The organism is Marinobacter sp. F3R08 (assembly GCF_018860425.1).
GTDB lineage: Bacteria > Pseudomonadota > Gammaproteobacteria > Pseudomonadales > Oleiphilaceae > Marinobacter.
The window spans coordinates 1051017-1067384 of record NZ_JAHKPI010000014.1 but is presented as its reverse complement, the minus strand read 5'-3'; the positions used below and the strand labels follow the sequence as shown (position 1 = coordinate 1067384).

Here is a 16368-nt window from a genome sequence, read left to right as displayed (position 1 = left end):
ATAGCCGGCTATTTCATCATGTGTGCCACATAAGCCACAGTAAACGCAGTTTCCTGAAAGACCTTCAGCCCGGTCTCGGCAAAAGGGATCGGCAAGGGGTTGGCTGCCAGCGTCGATTTGATCAGCGCTGGCGATAATAGCGAGACCTCAAGCTCTGCATCAGAAATAAGCTGAATCGCAGCCTCCAGCTTGAAACTGACAGCGCCACCGGCAAACTTGCCTTTGGGCATACGCTCTTTTATCGCCACCTGTTTAACGCCGGCTTCAGTCATCAGTTCTGCAAATGAAGCCTGAAACGCCAGGAGATCCTCCCGTGTGTGGTTCTTCTTGAGCGTGAGCTTTCGCACCTTGCTTTCCGGCAGGCTGAATTGCGCCTGATCCAGATTCAGAAAACACACAACGGCATCGCTGCCGGTAAGTTCAACACCGCAAATAATCATCGAAATTCCTTAACAGGCTCTAGCCACAACACTTCTTGAATTTCAGACCACTACCGCAACTGCAGGGATCGTTTCGTGACGGCAGCCTTTCCTGTTTGACCGTCGGACTCTTGTTCAGAATCGCGGTCAGTTCAGTAATGGATTCGACCGCACCCTCTCGGGTATCCAGCGTAATATCGGCGTACAGCCCGGCGTCGGCAACCAACGCTTCGATCTCCTGCTTGCGCGCTTCAGTGGTCACTAGCAAGGTTAACGGATACTTCCTGCTTCCGCTGTTTTGCCTGGCATTGGTCTGGAAGCCGCCGTAAGCCGTATGATGCTGGCGCGCATCCTGCCGGCCTTTGTAGAAAAATTTGTCTGACATGAGCAAGTCCTGATGGTTTGACGTTGTAGCCCGGGTCGCGGGAAAGTACTCCATTTTCTGGATAAATGCTCCCGGAACTTTCTGATGGGTCAGCCCATGCCCTGACCTGCAAGGCTCTGCCCGCGATCTAAAGCCATCGCCTGGCCTCAGAAATAACAGTCCTGACCCGGTTCGGCACCGGGTTATGGCGTCGCAGTCCCAGATATAGGGTTTCGTCGACCGGATTGGGCAGTACGTGAGTACTGACAAGCCCGGGGCTATGAAACGCCGCCACCGCATGAGCCGGCAGCACCGTAAAGCCCATCCCTCGACTCACCGGCTCCAGGATAAGTCCGATCTGGTTTGAGAACCCACGGTGCTCAAACTGGTTACTGTGCTGGAATTCCGGAAAGTTGGCACCCAACAGCAATCTGGCGTGATGAGGGCCGTCCGGATGGCTAATGAACCCCAATGCCATCAGTTGCTCCCATTCCGGATCGGAGCAGCCAGCGGGCATAACCAGCAGCAGAGCTTCCCGTGCAATTGCTTCGCAACTGACTTCCTCCCGGTCAGATACCTTGGTCATCAGGCCAATATCAACATCATGATCGGCAATGGCCTTTTCTACATCCGCATTCGGGGCGAACCGGTAATCAATCACAAGTTTCGGATGTTGCAGCTGCAATTCCAGGAGCTGTGGATACAACTTCAGGCCAACGCTGCCAGGCGACATCATCCGAACCACACCCTCAAAAGGAGCGTCTTCTCCAACCTGCTGCTCAAGACGGGACAGCGCCCCAATGATCTCACTGGCCTCCCTGTACAAGCGCTGCCCCGCGTCGGTCAACGAGAACTGCTTGCCCTGACGCACCAGCAGATCACACCCCAGGTAACCCTCCAGTTTCTTCACATGCTGGCTTACGCCGGATTGCGTCATATGAAGGCGCTCAGCAGTCCTGGTGAAATGGCCTGCCTCGACGAGCGTACAGAAACTGCGTAGCCATACCGTATTTATCATTACATTTAATACTCATTTTCATGATAAATGATAATTTTAAGTTATTCATGAGCCTTTGTAAGCTGTTCTCAACGTCAACATTGGAGCACCGCACATGAGTAACGTTTATCCCCGTAATTTTTCACACATTGGCATTTCCGTACCGGACCTGGAAAAAGCCGTTAAATTCTACACTGAGGTCATGGGCTGGTACCTGATCATGGAGCCCACCGACATTGTTGAAGACGACAGTGCGATCGGAGAGATGTGTACCGACGTGTTTGGCAAGGGCTGGGGCAGCTTCCGGATTGCCCACATGTCGACCGGTGACCGGATTGGTGTGGAACTCTTCCAGTTCAGGGATCAGGTTAACCCGGAGAACAACTTTGAATACTGGAAGACCGGAATTTTCCATTTCTGCGTCCAGGACCCGAACGTGGAAGAGCTGGCCGACCGTATCGTGGCCGCCGGTGGCAAAAGACGTATGGAAAAGCCTCGCTACTACTATCCGGGCGAGAAACCCTACCGGATGATCTATATGGAAGATCCATTTGGAAATATTGTGGAGATCTACAGCCACAGCTATGAGCTGATATACGGCGCCGGTGCTTACTGAGCCGGAACACATCAACAGGTTTCCGTCGTTGTCATACCCGGAGACCTGTTGGGCACTGAAAGAAGAGTCAGGGCCCCCTGGTGCCTCATCGGTTAACTCCGTTCAGGCTGTGCAGAGATCAAATGAGGCCGTCATCCGTGGGACAATCTAGCGCCCCAGGTACCTGAAACGCAGCACGCTCTGGTATTTGTCGATAAATTTATCATTGATGGCATCAATGACCCCGCGATCGCTCAACCGGTCAAAACACTTGTCGAACGCTTCCGCCAGGCTTGCCTCGCGAAAAACCATCCGTTGTGGCACAGGGTTGAATATGGGCGCGAAACGGAACGTATCCGACTGTGACGGCCACATTTCCTGCAGACGTTTTGATTGGAAAATACGCCGGTTCACTTCAGCCACTACGAAGCCATCGGCCAGAATGGCATCAACGCGTCCCATGAACAGCAACCGGGAATGAATGGATCGGTCCGTTATTTCGGTAATGCTCCCGAACATCGACAGCTTGTCCTGAATGCCCAGAACATTGATCCCCCCTCTGAAGGTAACCACATGCAGGCCCTCGAGATCGGCAAGAGTCTCCACATTCCCTAATCTTGAGTGGTTATAGAAAGCGCCGGGCTGATACCAGATATAGGCAGACGTAGCGAAACCGGGAAGGTCCCAGAACAAAGGCGCAGTCATGACCGCATCAAACTCGGGCCTGTCGCGATAGGTTCTCGCGTGCCGTTCGTAGGGCTGCATCGTGAATCTGGCCTTGAAGCCGCATTCCTTGAACGTCGCCAGCACCAACTCGATGTCGCGCCCGTTAAGTCCCGACTCCGACGCACCCGGAATTTGAGCCGCGAGAACTTCAAGTTCCCGTACAGGCTCCGGATGCCCCACCAAAGGCAGACCGGCAAGAGCAAAAACAAACCACAGGCTCAGCGTTTTTGTCTTCAAAACCGATCGTCCCTCCCCTCAAGGCAGCGTGCACATTATTTCAACAATAGAGCGATTCGCCTTCAGAGGCAATTGACATGAGGATATTCTGGAAGGCTCTTCCCGCAAAGACTTAGCGCAACAGGCACGCCTTGGCCTCGTTAATGCGAGCAGCCAGGTAATTGCTGCCGCCATGATCCGGATGCACTTTCTGCATCATCCGGCGATGCGCCTGAATTATCTCTTCCCGGCTGGCACCGGGATCAAGCCCCAGGATGTCCAGAGCTTCGCTTTCTGACAAAGGACCTCCGGCGTTACTGCCTCCGCCGGCTGCAGTGTCGCCCTCATCATCCGCGCGCCATGAATCTCCAAAGCGGCGATCCAGGTAGGTTTCCAGTAGCCGTGCAGAATCCTCGTCCTGCTCCCGGCAGTAGCGCAATAGCTCAAGAAACTCGCTCTCGCCAAGGTCGCTCAGCTCCCTGCCAGCCATTGGCCCCTGGATGATCCGGCCACTCATGGTTTCAGAATCATGATCCAGGCTCATTTCAAGAATCTCACTGGACACATGAGACTGGTTGCCAGGCCTGGCCTTTGCACCGCCACCAGCACCTGCCAAACCACCACCGAGCAGAGACGGCAGCACCCGACGCAGCAGTGGATACAGAAACGCGAGAAAAGCGAACAGAAAATGCAGACGGCCAGTAACCGCCAGCAAAAGGACGATCGCTATTCCGGCAATCAGAGCCAACTTGAGAATAGCCGCCTTGCGTTGGCTGGCCGGCTGATTCCGCAGCCATACAAAGGCAACAATCAGGACGACAATGACAACAAACGTTAAAGGCACTCAAATACCCCGAACCCGCGGGCCCACCAATGGATGTTCACAAGCACTACCGGATTTGCCTGGTCAGGCGCTTTACTTCCGCAGAGCTGCGGCTGGAAAAGTCCTGCAGGGCTTTGGCTCCCCCGGAAGCATAGACCGCAACCGCCGCCATAAGATCCTTCAGAATCTGGGGGCTGTTTCGATCAAAGGGAGCGTATGCACCTCCAGATAACTTGCTCACCTGCTGAAACACCGCTCGGGCATGGGCATCATTGCCCTCATGAAACATAAATACCGGCGTACGCAGCATGCCCAGCTCGCCGGCGGTATGGCACAGCTCGTCAACCGGCTCTTCACAACAGTCTCCGATAAACACCACCGCCCTGACAGGCTTCGCGCGGGTTTCTTTTACCGCGTGGGCCAGCACACGGCTGATCTGAGTTCGGCCGCCCAGGCAGGACACTCCGTTCATCAGGTTCAGCAGTTGACCGGTTTCACTGACAAAACCGGTAGCCTTGAATTCGCCAAAGCCCCGGTAATAACACAACTGAATGGCCAGCCCACCCAGATCCCGGGTCGCCATGAACAACTCACTTTGCAGGTGGCAGGCCTGATCCCAGGTTGCCTCCCGACTCGCGGTGGCATCCAGCGCAAAAATCAGCCGGCCCTTTCCACCGCCCTGTTTGGGCAAGGTGCGGACCTCGTTAATAAACTGGTCGATAGCGAGCTTATCAGACCTGATGCGTAGATCTTTGTCGGACATAGGTTTGGCTTACCCGGTCTCAGTGGTTATCGAATCTGAAAGTCAACGAAACGGCCCTGGCGTCCGACACCCCGGACAGCCTGTCCGGCACATCGGTCAGTTTGAATTCTTCACCCGTACGCAACATTGCAAAATCAGACACTTACATCCTGGCACGATATTTCCTTGTTCTACCATGCCCAACAATAACTTCAAAAACGGAGCGTTCAACCATGAAACAGATATTTCTCCCATTGCAGAGCGGGGCCGGACTGTCGGTGCTGCTTCTCGCAGCATTACTGATTTTGCCGGTCATGCCAACGACTGCGGGCCAAACCTACTCTTACAGCCAACCCCAGCAAAGTTACAACCAGTCCCGAACCCGGAACTACAAGGTATACGTTCCGGATAACCTTACCAGTCCGGCGCCCATGGTCATGGCCCTGCACGGCTGCAAACAGACCAACGACGATGTCCTGAACGACTGGGGACTGACCGCAGCAGCGGACACCTATGGTTTTATTCTGGTGGCCCCGTTTATAACGAGCTACGACGGGATGAGAAATGAAAACTGCTGGGGCTTCTGGTTTGACCACCATCGTCACGAGGGTGCTGGTGAAACAGAAGATCTCCATCAGATCGGCGTCCAGGTAGAAGCCGACTATAACATCGACCCCAACCGGAGGTTCATTACCGGCCTGTCTTCCGGTGGCGCCATGACCGCTGTCGCCGCAATCACCCACAACGAATACTGGGCGGCGGCTGCCGCAGCTGCCGGGCTGCCTTATGGCGAGGATGCCGCCTCTGTGTCCCTCTCTGGCCAGTGTCCGGGCAGCGCCAGTTTCCATAGCGTGTCCCAGGTCGTATCAGACATGCAGGGAGAGCTGGACGATAGCTACCCGATCCCCATGATGCTGCTTCATAACGAAAACGATTGCACCGTTCTGAAAGAGGCGGCAGACAATATCCGCGATGCCCACCTGCAGGTATTCGGCGCAACGGCATACGACACGCCGGCTGAAGCCCAGGCCTCCTCTACCGCCTGTGGCCCCTATTATCAGAACAATTATAGCTGCGAGCATGTCCGTTACACCGAGGATGCCACCATGGGCACGCGCTCACTGGTAGAAACTGTTTATCTGGATGGCCCTCTGTCAACGCCCAACACCCAGGACACCAACCACGGCCACTACTGGGTTGGTGGTTCCAATGGCAACAACGGCAAATGGTCGGTTAAAGTCGGACCAAGCTACCCAGATATCATCTGGAACTTCTTTGACCGCCACAGTCGTGATGGGTCCCAGCCAGAGGGTTTCCCGGTTATCACCCTGATCGGCAACAACCCGATGAACGTGGCCATCAACAGCACCTTTACAGACCCTGGCGCCACCGCGAACGATGCCGAGGATGGCTCGATTACCGTCACCGGGGACTGCAGCAACGTGGATACTTCCACCGTCGGTTCCTATACCTGCATGTATTCCGCCACCGACAGCGACACCAACACCACAACCAGGCAGCGTGACGTGCTGGTGTATGACCCGAACGCACCAACGGAAACCTGTGAACAGGCCATATCTTCGCCCAGCGCTCACATTTCCGCTGGCCGGGCCTATGCGGGAGGCGCATACAACTATCGCACATTTGCTTCCGGCGACGACGTAGATATCGGTGCCTCCTACGACACCTGGAGCAACGTAACCCTGTACGAGGGTGACCCCGGATTATGGTATTCAGCCGAGCCGGCAGCCTGCTCAGGCTCAGGCGGAGGCGGCGACGGTGGTGGTGAACCAGCAGCCTGCCAGGACTGGAACGACACAAACCTGAACCACGACAACGCTGGCCGGGCCTACTATGCCGGTGGCTATTACTCTACCGGGGGTAACGATTACCTGGGCTCCGTATCCGGCATCTACACCTGGGTAAAAGAGACTCAGGACGGAATCTTCGAAGCAGGTCAATGCGACTGACGTCACGACGAATAGAGTGACTGCGAAGGTTGGAAAAGCCGTGCCCGGCAATGAGAGCCGGGCACGGACGTGAGGCGCCGCCAATCAGCGCCGGCGGTGCAGCTCTAGCCTGCCAGCGCAGCCCGAACCTTCTTGCTCAGATGTCCCATATCCACCCGGCCAAGCACCTGCGGCCGCAACTCATTCATGACTCGTCCCATATCCTGCATGCCTTTGGCATCTGCAGAGCTGACAGCCTGGAGAATCAGGGCATCCAGATCATCCTCAGTGAGGGCTGCAGGCATGAATTCCTCGATGATAACCATCTCCGCTCGCTCCTTATCGCCCAACTCCGTGCGCCCGGCATCGTCATACTGACTGGCCGCATCCCGGCGCTGTTTAAGCATCTTGTCCAGCACCTTCAGAATATCCTCATCAGCCAACTCGCGGCGTTCATCAATTTCAATCTGCTTGACCGCGGCCTGCGCCATACGAAGGGTAACAAGGCGGGTTTTATCCTTGTTCCTCATAGCCTCTTTTACGGCGCTGTTCAGTTGTTCCTTGAGTGCGGGTGCTGTCATCATCGGGCTCCTTTTCTTTGGGTTGGTTTCTGCTTTATGGGGGCAGAATCCGAATAATACAAAGGGCAGGCATTCCATGATCCATGCCGCCCTGTAAAATGCAGTCATTCTGACGACTCACGAGGCGCCACCACCATGATCGATTTTCGCAGCGACACTGTTACCCGGCCTACCGCAGAGATGCGCGAGGCCATGGCCAGCGCCGAAGTAGGAGATGACGTATATGGTGATGACCCTACCGTAAACAGCCTGCAGGCCCACGCTGCCGAACGGCTCGGGTTCGAAGCCGCATTGTTTACCGCCACCGGCACCCAGGCCAATCTGCTGGCGATCATGAGCCATTGCGGCCGGGGCGACGAATACCTTTGCGGCCAGTCGGCACATAACTATCGCTATGAAGGCGGCGGCGCCGCAGTACTCGGCAGCGTACAACCGCAGCCGATCGACAACGAACCGGACGGCAGCATAGATCTGGACAAAGCCCGAGCCGCTATCAAAGCCAATGACTTTCATTTTGCCATCACCCGTCTGCTCTCGCTGGAAAACACTATCGGTGGCAAGGTGCTGTCATTGGACTATCAGCAACAGGCTCGCGCCTTTTGCGACGACCATGGACTTCAGCTGCACCTTGATGGCGCCCGGATATTCAATGCCTCAGTAAAATCCGGCTGCGATGTCACCGAAATAACCAAATACTACGATTCGGTCAGCGTCTGCCTCTCGAAAGGCCTGGGCGCACCCGTCGGGTCGCTGCTTCTGGGTACAAGCGCCTTTATCGACCGCGCAACACGCCTGCGCAAAATGGTGGGTGGCGGCATGCGCCAGGCCGGTATACTGGCGGCCGCCGGGCAAATCGCACTGACTCAGGGCCCGCTGCGACTGCACGAGGATCATGAGAACGCGGCATACCTGAGTGCCGGCCTCGCCGCGATTCCGCAACTGGACATCAACCCTGCCAGCACCCAGACCAACATCGTCTACGCCCGATGCCGGGCCGGCCAGGCCCCGCAGCTTCGTGACTACCTGTTGAACCAGGGTATCCTGATAACTGCAGGAGACCCTGTCCGCTTCGTGACGCACCAGGATGTCAGCCGGCAGGATATAGATGTCTTGCTGGAGTGCATCCGGCAGTTTTACCGCTCTTGATCCTGCTCATCCATGCCACGTTAAAGGCCCGCGCCCATGAAACCCAACCCCTTTAACACCCGTATCGGTCTGGCTCTCGGAGGCGGCGCCGCAAAAGGGATTGCCCACATTGGCGTACTGAAAGCCTTCGAAGAAGAGCAAATCAAGATTCACTGCATTTCAGGTACCAGCGCAGGCGCACTGATCGCCGCCTACTACGCCTTCGGCCGGCCGGCAGAGTCGATCCTGTCTATCTGTTCAACTCTGAACCTCTCGAAAATCATCAATTTCACCTTCGAGCGCGGAGGCCTGTTCAGCACCAATGCCATTCGGGAGATGATCCACCGGGATCTGGGAGATGTCCGGATTGAAGATGCCCAAATTCCACTGGCTATCTGCGCAACGAATATTGAAACCGGCGGGCAGCTGATCTTTCGGGAAGGTAATCTGGCAGATGTCGTCTGCGCATCCATGGCAGTACCCGGCCTGTTTGTGCCGGTAGAGATCGATGGGCAGATACTGGTGGACGGCGGACTGGTCGAAAACGTGCCGATTTCACCCTTGCAGAGCATGGGAGCCGGAATCACCGTGGCCATTGACCTTAGCCATGTCAGCCGTTATCCAAAACCGGATAACACCTTTGATGTCATCACCAACGCCATCAATATTGGTATCGATTTCAACACCCGAAAGCAGTTGAAGAACGCCGACATAGCGGTACCACTGGACCTCAGCGACTACAGTCTCACCAACAACGCAGAGCGTGTTGAAGAACTGTACCTGGAAGGCTACCACCCCATGAAGAAAAAGATCCGCCGGGTTCTCTGGTACAAACGGATGCATGTCGCCATCAGCCTCCTGAGAACAACCAAAACCCTCATGCCCTTCAAAGTGCCCGAGATCCTTAAAGATCTCAAAAAAAAGGGATTTACTGAGCGCCATCGATAGTCCACCGAAACGCCACAGGCAGGTTTCCCGGTTTTATGCTACCAATAGACTACTTTAGAACCTGAACGACCTGACCTAAGCTTTCCTGAAGCAAATCGTGGCGCTCGGTTTGCTCAATCAAGGCAACCGTCTGGGCCATGAAGGCTAAGATCGACAAACAATAAACAACCATAAGGACACACCATGAGAACCATAAAAACCGCCCTCGCCGCCTCCGTAGTCGCAGTCAGTTTCGTTGCTGCCGATGTCCATGCGGCCACTGAGTGGAACGTTTCGTTATGGGGGAAACGCCGCGCTTTCACCGAAAACGTTGAAAAACTGGCCGAACTGGTCGAAGCCAAAACCGACGGTGAGTTCACCCTCAATATCTCATACGGTGGTTTATCCAAGGCTCGTGAAAACCTCGACGGCATATCCTTTGGTGCCTTCGAGATGGCGCAATTCTGCTCCTTCTACCACACCGACAAGAACCCGACCATCACAGTCACCGAACTGCCTTTTTCTCAGGATGTCTCACTGGCTCGGATCAGCGAAATTTACACCCAGGTGTTTAAACATCCCGAGGTTAAAAAAGATCTGGCACGCTGGAACGCCACCCTGCTGATGCCCACGCCGCTGCCTCAATACAACATTGTTGGCAAAAGTGAGCCCCTGGAGACGCTGGCAGATTTCGAAGGCATGCGCATTCGGGGCCCCGGAGGAATCATGGGCGTCCTGGGCAAACTGGGCGCGGTCAAAACCGGCGTACCGTTTTCAGAAGTGCGCCAGGCCATGGACTCTGGCGTCATTGACGCTGCCTCCTTTGCCCCCCATGCACATCTGGCAACCACAACCTACAAAGTGGGCCAATGGGCAACCACCAACCTGAACCTTGGCTCTGCCAACTGCCCGGTGGTCGTCAACACTGAAGCGCTGGAAATGCTTGAGCCAGAGCACCGCGAGGCACTGCTGGGCTCGGTCGAGGAAGCTCTCGACTACTACGTGGAAAACTACGAACAGAACACCACCGCCAGATTTGAAACCGTCAAGGACGAAGCAAACATTACCGAAGTCACCTTCACTCCCGAGCAGACGGCCAAACTCAACGAACTGGCAGAATCGGTTCGTCAGGAGTGGATCGAAACCCACAAGGGCCAGTTTGATGCCAAGGCTGTCTTCGATTACACAGCCAAGCTCTTCGCTGAACATTAACCGGCCCGAGCCCGGAGGAATCCGATTCAATGCTATCGGGCTCCTCCGGGGTTCCGGAATCTGAATAACCCCTCACCTGGAGGCTGACATGTCCGCAGCAGCATCAGTGCTGGCTGACAACTCTACGCTGAGCCGTCTGGATCGCCTGTTTTTCCGGCTGGAATCCATACTCACCCTGGCCGGCGGTTTCGCAATTTTCCTGCTGGTCTTGCTGGCCACCGTGAATATTCTGGGCCGTTGGCTTTTTTCAGCGCCGATCAGTGGTTACGTTGACTGGGTCGAGCAGGCGATGGCGTTCATTGCCTTTCTCGGTATTGCCTACACCCAACGGATGGGCGGTCATATCCGCATGGACATTCTGGTTGGTAAATTCCGGGGCCGCTACCTGTGGTTCACCGAGATGATCACAACCCTGTTAATGCTGATGATCACTTCCGTGCTGATCTACGGCAGCTACATGCATTTCTGGCGAGCCTACTCCATCGGCGACTCATCACTGGACATCAATCTGCCAACCTGGCCAGCCAAGCTGGTGGTTCCTGTGGCCCTGACCATCCTGACGCTACGACTGCTTTTGCAGCTCTGGGGTTACATCCGTGCGCTCAGGCAGGGTGGCGACAAGCCTGTGGCGGTGCCACTGGTAGAGTCCGCCGCCGAAATTGCAGCCCGGGAAGCCAGTACCGTTAGCGGCCACGAGGACAAGACTAACCATGACTGACCTTTTTCAAGCCATGGGTAACATGGATTCCATCGAGATTGGCCTTTGGGTCTCCGGAGCAATGCTGGTCTTTGTTCTGCTCGGCGTTCGGGTTGCCTTCGCCGCAGCAACGGCGGGTTTTCTGGGACTGGTGTGGATTTTCTCCGCCAAACTCGGATTCGAGCGGGGCTTCCTGGTCGCCGTCAAGATGGCCGGCACCATTCCTCATTCCAAAGTATCCTCGCTCGCCCTGTCATTGATTCCGGCCTTTATCCTGATCGGTTTTCTGGCCTATCACGCAGGCCTCACCAAATCCCTTTTCGAAGCCGCCAAGCGCTGGGTTGGCTGGTTGCCAGGGGGAATGGGGGTGGCGACAGTGTTTTCCACCGCGGGTTTCGCCGCTGTTTCAGGCGCATCGGTCGCAACGTCCGCGGTGTTTGCACGCATCGCCGTACCCGAAATGCTGAAACTGGGCTATGACAAGCGCTTTGCCGCTGGCGTGGTTGCCGCCGGCGGCACCCTGGCGTCGCTCATTCCGCCCTCAGCCATCCTCGTCATCTACGCCATCATTGTGGAACAGGACGTCGGCGCCCTGCTGATGGCCGGGTTCCTGCCGGGTGCCTTTTCGGCGCTGATTTACGGCGCGCTTGTCATATTTATGGCGATGACCCGCAAAAACTTCGGTCCACCGGTGCGGGGCTACACCTGGAAACAACGCTTCGAATCGGTTCCCGGCGCCCTGCCGATTTTCGTGGTGATTGGCATCATCATGGTTTGTATCTACGGTGGTGTGGGCACACCAACGGAGGCCGGTGCCCTGGGCGCCTTTGTGATTCTCTGCATGGCACTCTATAACGGCAGCCGCTGGCCAGAACTCAAAGCCTCGCTGATGGAAACGGCCAAATTGTCAGCCATGATTTTTGCCATCATCTGGGGCGTACTGATCTATGTGCGCTTTCTTGGCTTTGCGGATCTGCCCAGTGCGTTCTCAGACTGGATCGTCAGTCTGGACCAGAGTCCGTTACTGACACTGCTGCTCATCCTTTGTGCCTATGCCGTTCTGGGTATGTTCATGGATGCCATCGGCATGCTCCTGCTGACCTTACCCGTGGTCTATCCGGCAGTCATTGCCCTGAACGGTGGCATCGATGTCACGGCAGCTGAATCGGCGTTTGGGGTCTCAGGAACCGGATGCGCTATCTGGTTTGGCATTATCGTGGTGAAAATGGCGGAACTTTGCCTGATTACGCCACCCATCGGACTGAATTGCTTTGTGGTGGCCGGCGTTCGCCCTGAGTGCTCGGTACAGGACGTGTTCCGGGGTTGCACGCCCTTCTTTGTGGCAGATGTTCTCACCATAGCCGCGCTGATCGCCCTACCCGGCATTGTATTGTGGTTGCCAGGCCAGATGGGGTACGGCTAAGGACTCGCCGGTCGTAACGGCCAGTGCCAGATCAGCACCCAATCGACGTAGTCCCGGCCATGGTGCGGAACACACCATGGCTACTTTTTGAGGCTGATCTGCTTGGAACCCGTGGGTGCCACTTGTCCGCTTTTGCCCTTGCCGACGTATTCAACAGACCCACCGGCCTTCAGAAACGCAGCGGTCTGTTCTTCAATCGTGGCAGACGTCAGGGTTACCTTCTCGGCTTTCTTACTCATAGTGATTTCCAGTTCAGGAGGAGTTGATTGCTAACATAAGGTGTTCATTATGCCAGAAATGCCTAAAAATTGCTCAGACTCTAACCTTCTGTTGAAACAATCGGATGTACCGGAGGACTTCATCCCATGGAAATCGCTGACATATTCCTGGCGCTGCTGTTCGGCTGCATCGGTTTCGGGTACTTCATGCATGGGCGACGAAGCAGAAATATTGTCACCCGGTACTGTGGCATTGCGCTCGCTCTGTACCCCTACCTGGCAAGCAGCACCTTGGAAATGCTGGCAGTGGGTATCGGGCTCATGGTGGTACCGCGATTTATCGAGCTATAAAGCGTGAGAACGCCAGTCCATTTCTGATCGGAAAAGCCGGAGCCAGGATCGCACCGGAGGGCTGCAACAACGGCCCGTCTGGTGCGATCCGCGCCCGGGATTTCAAATCAACAGGTTACGGGTCAGGCGAGCAGCTTGCGCGTGGTAACTGGTTAATCCAGCTGCGGAGCAGCTCAACGCCTTCTCGATGCACTGTGCTGCGGCCCAGCTCTGGCATCTTGTGGCGGCTGTCCGTGGTTTCTGTCCGGAAGAGCAGGTAAGACTCATCTGCGTTTCCCGGAATGACATCGTAGGGATACCCTTCCTTGCCCCCTGCCACGGGATCCTTGCACACGCCAAACTTGCCAGGCGAATCATCATAGTTTCGATTGTATTCCAACTGCACCCCGCTACTGCCCGCTGGTCCGGCATAGTCTGGCGGGAGCGTCAGATCAGCCCGGTGACAGTGAGCACAGTTGATGTCCAGATAGGCCCGGGCCTTAGCGTTCAGTTCACTGCTGCTGATGGAAGAAATATTCGTCTCGTCGTTAAACACTGCCGCCTTCTCCACTTGGTTGAAGTCCGCAGGCAAACCACTGAGCAACTCGCCCTCAGCCCAATACTGGAGCTGGTTATAAACGGTCCCATCCGGATAGGTAACGTCCTTGTTCAGATATCGGGCCTTGGGCCCGATCGGCAGAAAGACCTGCTCGCGCTGATCATCCGGCCCTGCCAGATCCGGCACAATGGAATGGCAGGAAGTGCAATCCGCGGCCTTTGGAACCGAATAATCAAAGCTGAGCGTTTGCCCCTGATTATTGACGGTTGTCAGGCCGGTCAGGCGTTTACCGGCAATCGCCAATGTCGCATCGGATTCCGAAGACCAATAATAGGGCAAGGCAATCCAGCCATCAGCCCGATGAATAAGCAACCGGGTCTCGATGACCAACTCTGCACCGTCGCGCATCGCTGTGTTTTCTGGCAAGGCGAAGGTCTTGGTGATCACTGTACCAACCGGGAAGTCCAGGGCTTCAGACGGGGTATAACCGACCGCCGCCCCCTCCGGCACAAACACGAAACGGTACTTGCTGGTGTAATCCGAGAACAACGAGGTAGAGAGATCATAAGGCACTCCTCCCCGGGTTGGCCCGGCGGTTGGATCACCCGCATTGGTAAACAGGTTATAGTCAGAGAGCCTGGGGCAGACCTCCGTCATCAACGCATCCCAGTTGACGCCATCCGTTACCGCACTGCAACTACCCTCGCTTCCCGTTGGCGAACCTGCGCCAAAGTTCAGGACATTGCTGGGGGGAGCGGCAGCGTCGGTGCCCGAAGAATCACCACCTCCGCCGCCACAGGCCGCTATAAAAATGGACGATACCAGGGCCACGCCAATCGCTTTCTTATCGTGTTTCATTGGAGTCCCTCTCTTAGAGCGCACAGGCCGCTTCCGCCAGGTCATCTCCGGAACAGCCATAAATGTTGTTCCGGAAATTAACCACCGCCGGTGCCAGTCGCGGTTGAACGCAGTTCAGATAGGTGTTGTTGACCATCTGATCAATCAGTAGATGCGGGAGCGGATTACCGGCACCGTCTACCAAAGTCACGTCGGTGGGGTCATCGGGATAAACCAGCCCTGTGTTAACCGCGTCATAGTCAGGCGCCGGATTGCCATTGATGTTGCTATTGGCACAAACCTGGTCACCCACGCCATACGGGTCGTAATTCACGCCATCAGCTTGCGCATCGATACCCACAAGCGCATTGAAGCCAGCAAGCTCACCGGCGTTTGATAGCAACTCACCGATGCCATCGTACAAAAATGCCGGAAACGTCTGCGGTGCCCCTTTGCTGTTCAGGTTAGAGCTGTAGCCATCAATAACGGGCTGGAGAAGTGCACCCTGTGGGTTGGCACCGTTACGGGCAATGGTGTTGTTGTGCAGGTAGACATTCTTGAGCGTCGGACTCCAGCCATTCCCCATGGTGGCACCGTAGTTCGCCGGATAGCTGGCCAGGTCGTCGTCAACGAGCAGGTAACTGGTGATCGCTACCGCCGTGGTGGCGTTGTCAGTAATCCGGTTGTTATAGATTTCCACATCGCTCGTGGCGAGAACGAGGGCACCCGTTCCCGGCGGCACCATACCAACCACACCAGCACCCACGTTCTCTGCGTTGTTGCTGTATGCCTGATTATTGAAGACGCGCACATTGCCACCATAGGCCTTATCCAGTCCCGGCAGGTCAAATACCAGAATACCCCCGGAATTACCCACCGCGATGTTGTTGTACACATCCGCCATCGTAGAGTTTTCTATTTCAATACCAGCGACGTTCTGTTTGGCTGTATTGTTGCGCACCACTATATTTTCGGACTGCCCAACATAGATGCCGGCATCGGCAGAACCGAAGGCATAATTGTTCTCCAGGAGCACGTTCTGGCTCTTGAGCGGATACAGGCCATAAGCGCCGTTGCTGGCTTCCAGATCACCTTCCCAAACGGTGGCGGTAAAGGTCATGTGAATGCCGTTCACATTGGTAGCCTTTATCCCGTTCTTGGGTGCCTCATAGACGCCGAAATCACGCACGCTAATGCCATTCCCCCCCTGGAAACGAAAGGCGTCATCCCCGTTGGAGGCACTGAAATCAAGGGCCGTTTCGTTAATGCCGTACCCGGTAAGCGTAAGCCCGCTAGCGCTGTTAACCACAATACTCTCGGTCACCACAAACCGCCCTTTCGGCAAAACAACCAGAGCGTCATCCGGCAAATCAAACAACGCCACTGACAACGCTTCGGTAATGTCATCACCATCCGTTGCCTCTGGCGCTACCAGAATGGCGTCCTCTGGAATGGAGAAACCGGAGGTGGTCACAGCCAACTGGGCGGTGACATCAGCAGATTTCCCGTCTGCCCCATCCTTGCCGTCGTCCCCCCCGCAACCGACGAGTAGCAGCCCACTCGACATGGCGGTCACCAAAAGTAGTTTCGTTCCTGTGTTTGCCTGGCGCATCACGACCTCTGCTTGA

The 16368-nt window shown here is 55.8% G+C and carries 18 protein-coding genes; 8 read left to right on the top strand and 10 right to left on the bottom strand.

All coding sequences use genetic code 11. The features are described 5' to 3' along the window. Nucleotides 1-8: 8 nt before the first annotated feature. From KO499_RS07955 to KO499_RS07945, 3 genes are all read right to left on the bottom strand, one after another. Nucleotides 9-440, bottom strand: coding sequence for a DUF3010 family protein (locus tag KO499_RS07955; RefSeq protein ID WP_215983156.1), 432 nt, complete (start codon nt 438-440; stop codon nt 9-11). A gap of 19 nt (nt 441-459) precedes the next feature. Then, nucleotides 460-804: a PBPRA1643 family SWIM/SEC-C metal-binding motif protein gene (locus KO499_RS07950; RefSeq protein ID WP_215983155.1), complete on the bottom strand. Its 345-nt coding sequence runs from the start codon at nt 802-804 to the stop codon at nt 460-462. Nucleotides 805-931: 127 nt separating this feature from the next. After that, nucleotides 932-1801, bottom strand: coding sequence for a LysR family transcriptional regulator (locus tag KO499_RS07945; RefSeq protein ID WP_215983154.1), 870 nt, complete (start codon nt 1799-1801; stop codon nt 932-934). A 94-nt stretch (nt 1802-1895) separates the two neighbouring features. On the opposite strand from KO499_RS07945, the gene KO499_RS07940 reads away from it, so the two are divergent. Continuing rightward, nucleotides 1896-2396 carry a lactoylglutathione lyase family protein gene (locus tag KO499_RS07940; protein ID WP_215983153.1) on the top strand — a complete coding sequence of 167 codons (501 nt, stop codon included), beginning with the start codon at nt 1896-1898 and terminating at the stop codon, nt 2394-2396. Nucleotides 2397-2543: 147 nt separating this feature from the next. On the opposite strand, the gene KO499_RS07935 is transcribed toward KO499_RS07940, so the two are convergent. The 3 genes from KO499_RS07935 to KO499_RS07925 all read right to left on the bottom strand — a co-directional run bounded on the left by KO499_RS07935 (nt 2544) and on the right by KO499_RS07925 (nt 4903). Then, nucleotides 2544-3338, bottom strand: a complete 795-nt coding sequence (locus KO499_RS07935) for an amino acid ABC transporter substrate-binding protein (protein ID WP_228339786.1) — start codon at nt 3336-3338, stop codon at nt 2544-2546. Between the two features lie 112 nt (nt 3339-3450). Further along, on the bottom strand, nt 3451-4161 hold the full coding sequence (locus KO499_RS07930) for a molecular chaperone DnaJ (RefSeq protein ID WP_215983152.1): 711 nt from the start codon (nt 4159-4161) through the stop codon (nt 3451-3453). Between the two features lie 46 nt (nt 4162-4207). After that, entirely contained in the window at nt 4208-4903 is a 696-nt protein-coding gene (locus KO499_RS07925) for a VWA domain-containing protein (protein WP_215983151.1), read from the bottom strand. 212 nt (nt 4904-5115) lie between these two features. Here KO499_RS07925 and KO499_RS07920 point away from each other — a divergent pair, with 212 nt between their 5' ends. Then, the gene (locus KO499_RS07920) at nt 5116-6852 is read left to right on the top strand and encodes a PHB depolymerase family esterase (protein ID WP_215983150.1); all 1737 of its coding nucleotides are present in this window, start codon (nt 5116-5118) and stop codon (nt 6850-6852) included. Between the two features lie 104 nt (nt 6853-6956). On the opposite strand, the gene KO499_RS07915 is transcribed toward KO499_RS07920, so the two are convergent. Next, nucleotides 6957-7412: a GatB/YqeY domain-containing protein gene (locus KO499_RS07915; protein ID WP_215983149.1), complete on the bottom strand. Its 456-nt coding sequence runs from the start codon at nt 7410-7412 to the stop codon at nt 6957-6959. Between the two features lie 135 nt (nt 7413-7547). Between KO499_RS07915 and ltaE the strand changes: the two genes are divergently transcribed. The 5 genes from ltaE to KO499_RS07890 all read left to right on the top strand — a co-directional run bounded on the left by ltaE (nt 7548) and on the right by KO499_RS07890 (nt 12796). Further along, entirely contained in the window at nt 7548-8558 is a 1011-nt protein-coding gene (gene ltaE / locus KO499_RS07910; RefSeq protein ID WP_215983148.1) for a low-specificity L-threonine aldolase, read from the top strand. Between the two features lie 36 nt (nt 8559-8594). Beyond that, a complete protein-coding gene (locus KO499_RS07905) occupies nt 8595-9485 on the top strand; it encodes a patatin-like phospholipase family protein (RefSeq protein WP_215983147.1) in 891 nt (296 codons plus the stop codon). 183 nt (nt 9486-9668) lie between these two features. After that, nucleotides 9669-10676 (top strand): TRAP transporter substrate-binding protein DctP, encoded by a 1008-nt coding sequence (gene dctP / locus KO499_RS07900; RefSeq protein WP_215983146.1) that lies wholly within the window; start codon nt 9669-9671, stop codon nt 10674-10676. A gap of 88 nt (nt 10677-10764) precedes the next feature. Further along, entirely contained in the window at nt 10765-11394 is a 630-nt protein-coding gene (locus tag KO499_RS07895) for a TRAP transporter small permease subunit (protein ID WP_215983145.1), read from the top strand. Then, nucleotides 11387-12796 (top strand): TRAP transporter large permease, encoded by a 1410-nt coding sequence (locus KO499_RS07890; protein WP_228339785.1) that lies wholly within the window; start codon nt 11387-11389, stop codon nt 12794-12796. Before KO499_RS07895 ends, KO499_RS07890 begins: the two co-directional genes overlap by 8 nt. 80 nt (nt 12797-12876) lie before the next feature. On the opposite strand, the gene KO499_RS07885 is transcribed toward KO499_RS07890, so the two are convergent. Continuing rightward, a complete protein-coding gene (locus tag KO499_RS07885; protein WP_215983144.1) occupies nt 12877-13035 on the bottom strand; it encodes a hypothetical protein in 159 nt (52 codons plus the stop codon). A gap of 126 nt (nt 13036-13161) precedes the next feature. On the opposite strand from KO499_RS07885, the gene KO499_RS07880 reads away from it, so the two are divergent. Continuing rightward, nucleotides 13162-13365, top strand: coding sequence for a hypothetical protein (locus tag KO499_RS07880; RefSeq protein WP_215983143.1), 204 nt, complete (start codon nt 13162-13164; stop codon nt 13363-13365). Between the two features lie 115 nt (nt 13366-13480). Here the strand turns inward: KO499_RS07880 and KO499_RS07875 are convergent, their stop codons facing one another. Together KO499_RS07875 and KO499_RS07870 are read right to left on the bottom strand one after the other, a co-directional pair. Further along, nucleotides 13481-14761 (bottom strand): SO2930 family diheme c-type cytochrome, encoded by a 1281-nt coding sequence (locus tag KO499_RS07875; RefSeq protein ID WP_215983142.1) that lies wholly within the window; start codon nt 14759-14761, stop codon nt 13481-13483. Between the two features lie 13 nt (nt 14762-14774). Next, nucleotides 14775-16307, bottom strand: coding sequence for a parallel beta-helix domain-containing protein (locus KO499_RS07870; RefSeq protein ID WP_228339784.1), 1533 nt, complete (start codon nt 16305-16307; stop codon nt 14775-14777). Between the last annotated feature and the right edge of the window lie 61 nt (nt 16308-16368).

Excerpts from the sequence above, each read along its gene's own strand:
- KO499_RS07870 (WP_228339784.1), bottom strand. The coding sequence starts at position 16,307 with ATGTCGAGTGGGCTGCTACTCGTCGGTTGCGGGGGGGACGACGGCAAG.
- KO499_RS07895 (WP_215983145.1), top strand. The coding sequence starts at position 10,765 with ATGTCCGCAGCAGCATCAGTGCTGGCTGACAACTCTACGCTGAGCCGT.
- KO499_RS07915 (WP_215983149.1), bottom strand. The coding sequence starts at position 7,412 with ATGACAGCACCCGCACTCAAGGAACAACTGAACAGCGCCGTAAAAGAG.
- dctP (WP_215983146.1), top strand. The coding sequence starts at position 9,669 with ATGAGAACCATAAAAACCGCCCTCGCCGCCTCCGTAGTCGCAGTCAGT.
- KO499_RS07950 (WP_215983155.1), bottom strand. The coding sequence starts at position 804 with ATGTCAGACAAATTTTTCTACAAAGGCCGGCAGGATGCGCGCCAGCAT.
- KO499_RS07940 (WP_215983153.1), top strand. The coding sequence starts at position 1,896 with ATGAGTAACGTTTATCCCCGTAATTTTTCACACATTGGCATTTCCGTA.
- KO499_RS07875 (WP_215983142.1), bottom strand. The coding sequence starts at position 14,761 with ATGAAACACGATAAGAAAGCGATTGGCGTGGCCCTGGTATCGTCCATT.
- KO499_RS07955 (WP_215983156.1), bottom strand. The coding sequence starts at position 440 with ATGATTATTTGCGGTGTTGAACTTACCGGCAGCGATGCCGTTGTGTGT.
- KO499_RS07945 (WP_215983154.1), bottom strand. The coding sequence starts at position 1,801 with ATGATAAATACGGTATGGCTACGCAGTTTCTGTACGCTCGTCGAGGCA.
- KO499_RS07925 (WP_215983151.1), bottom strand. The coding sequence starts at position 4,903 with ATGTCCGACAAAGATCTACGCATCAGGTCTGATAAGCTCGCTATCGAC.
- KO499_RS07885 (WP_215983144.1), bottom strand. The coding sequence starts at position 13,035 with ATGAGTAAGAAAGCCGAGAAGGTAACCCTGACGTCTGCCACGATTGAA.
- KO499_RS07920 (WP_215983150.1), top strand. The coding sequence starts at position 5,116 with ATGAAACAGATATTTCTCCCATTGCAGAGCGGGGCCGGACTGTCGGTG.
- KO499_RS07880 (WP_215983143.1), top strand. The coding sequence starts at position 13,162 with ATGGAAATCGCTGACATATTCCTGGCGCTGCTGTTCGGCTGCATCGGT.
- KO499_RS07890 (WP_228339785.1), top strand. The coding sequence starts at position 11,387 with ATGACTGACCTTTTTCAAGCCATGGGTAACATGGATTCCATCGAGATT.
- ltaE (WP_215983148.1), top strand. The coding sequence starts at position 7,548 with ATGATCGATTTTCGCAGCGACACTGTTACCCGGCCTACCGCAGAGATG.
- KO499_RS07905 (WP_215983147.1), top strand. The coding sequence starts at position 8,595 with ATGAAACCCAACCCCTTTAACACCCGTATCGGTCTGGCTCTCGGAGGC.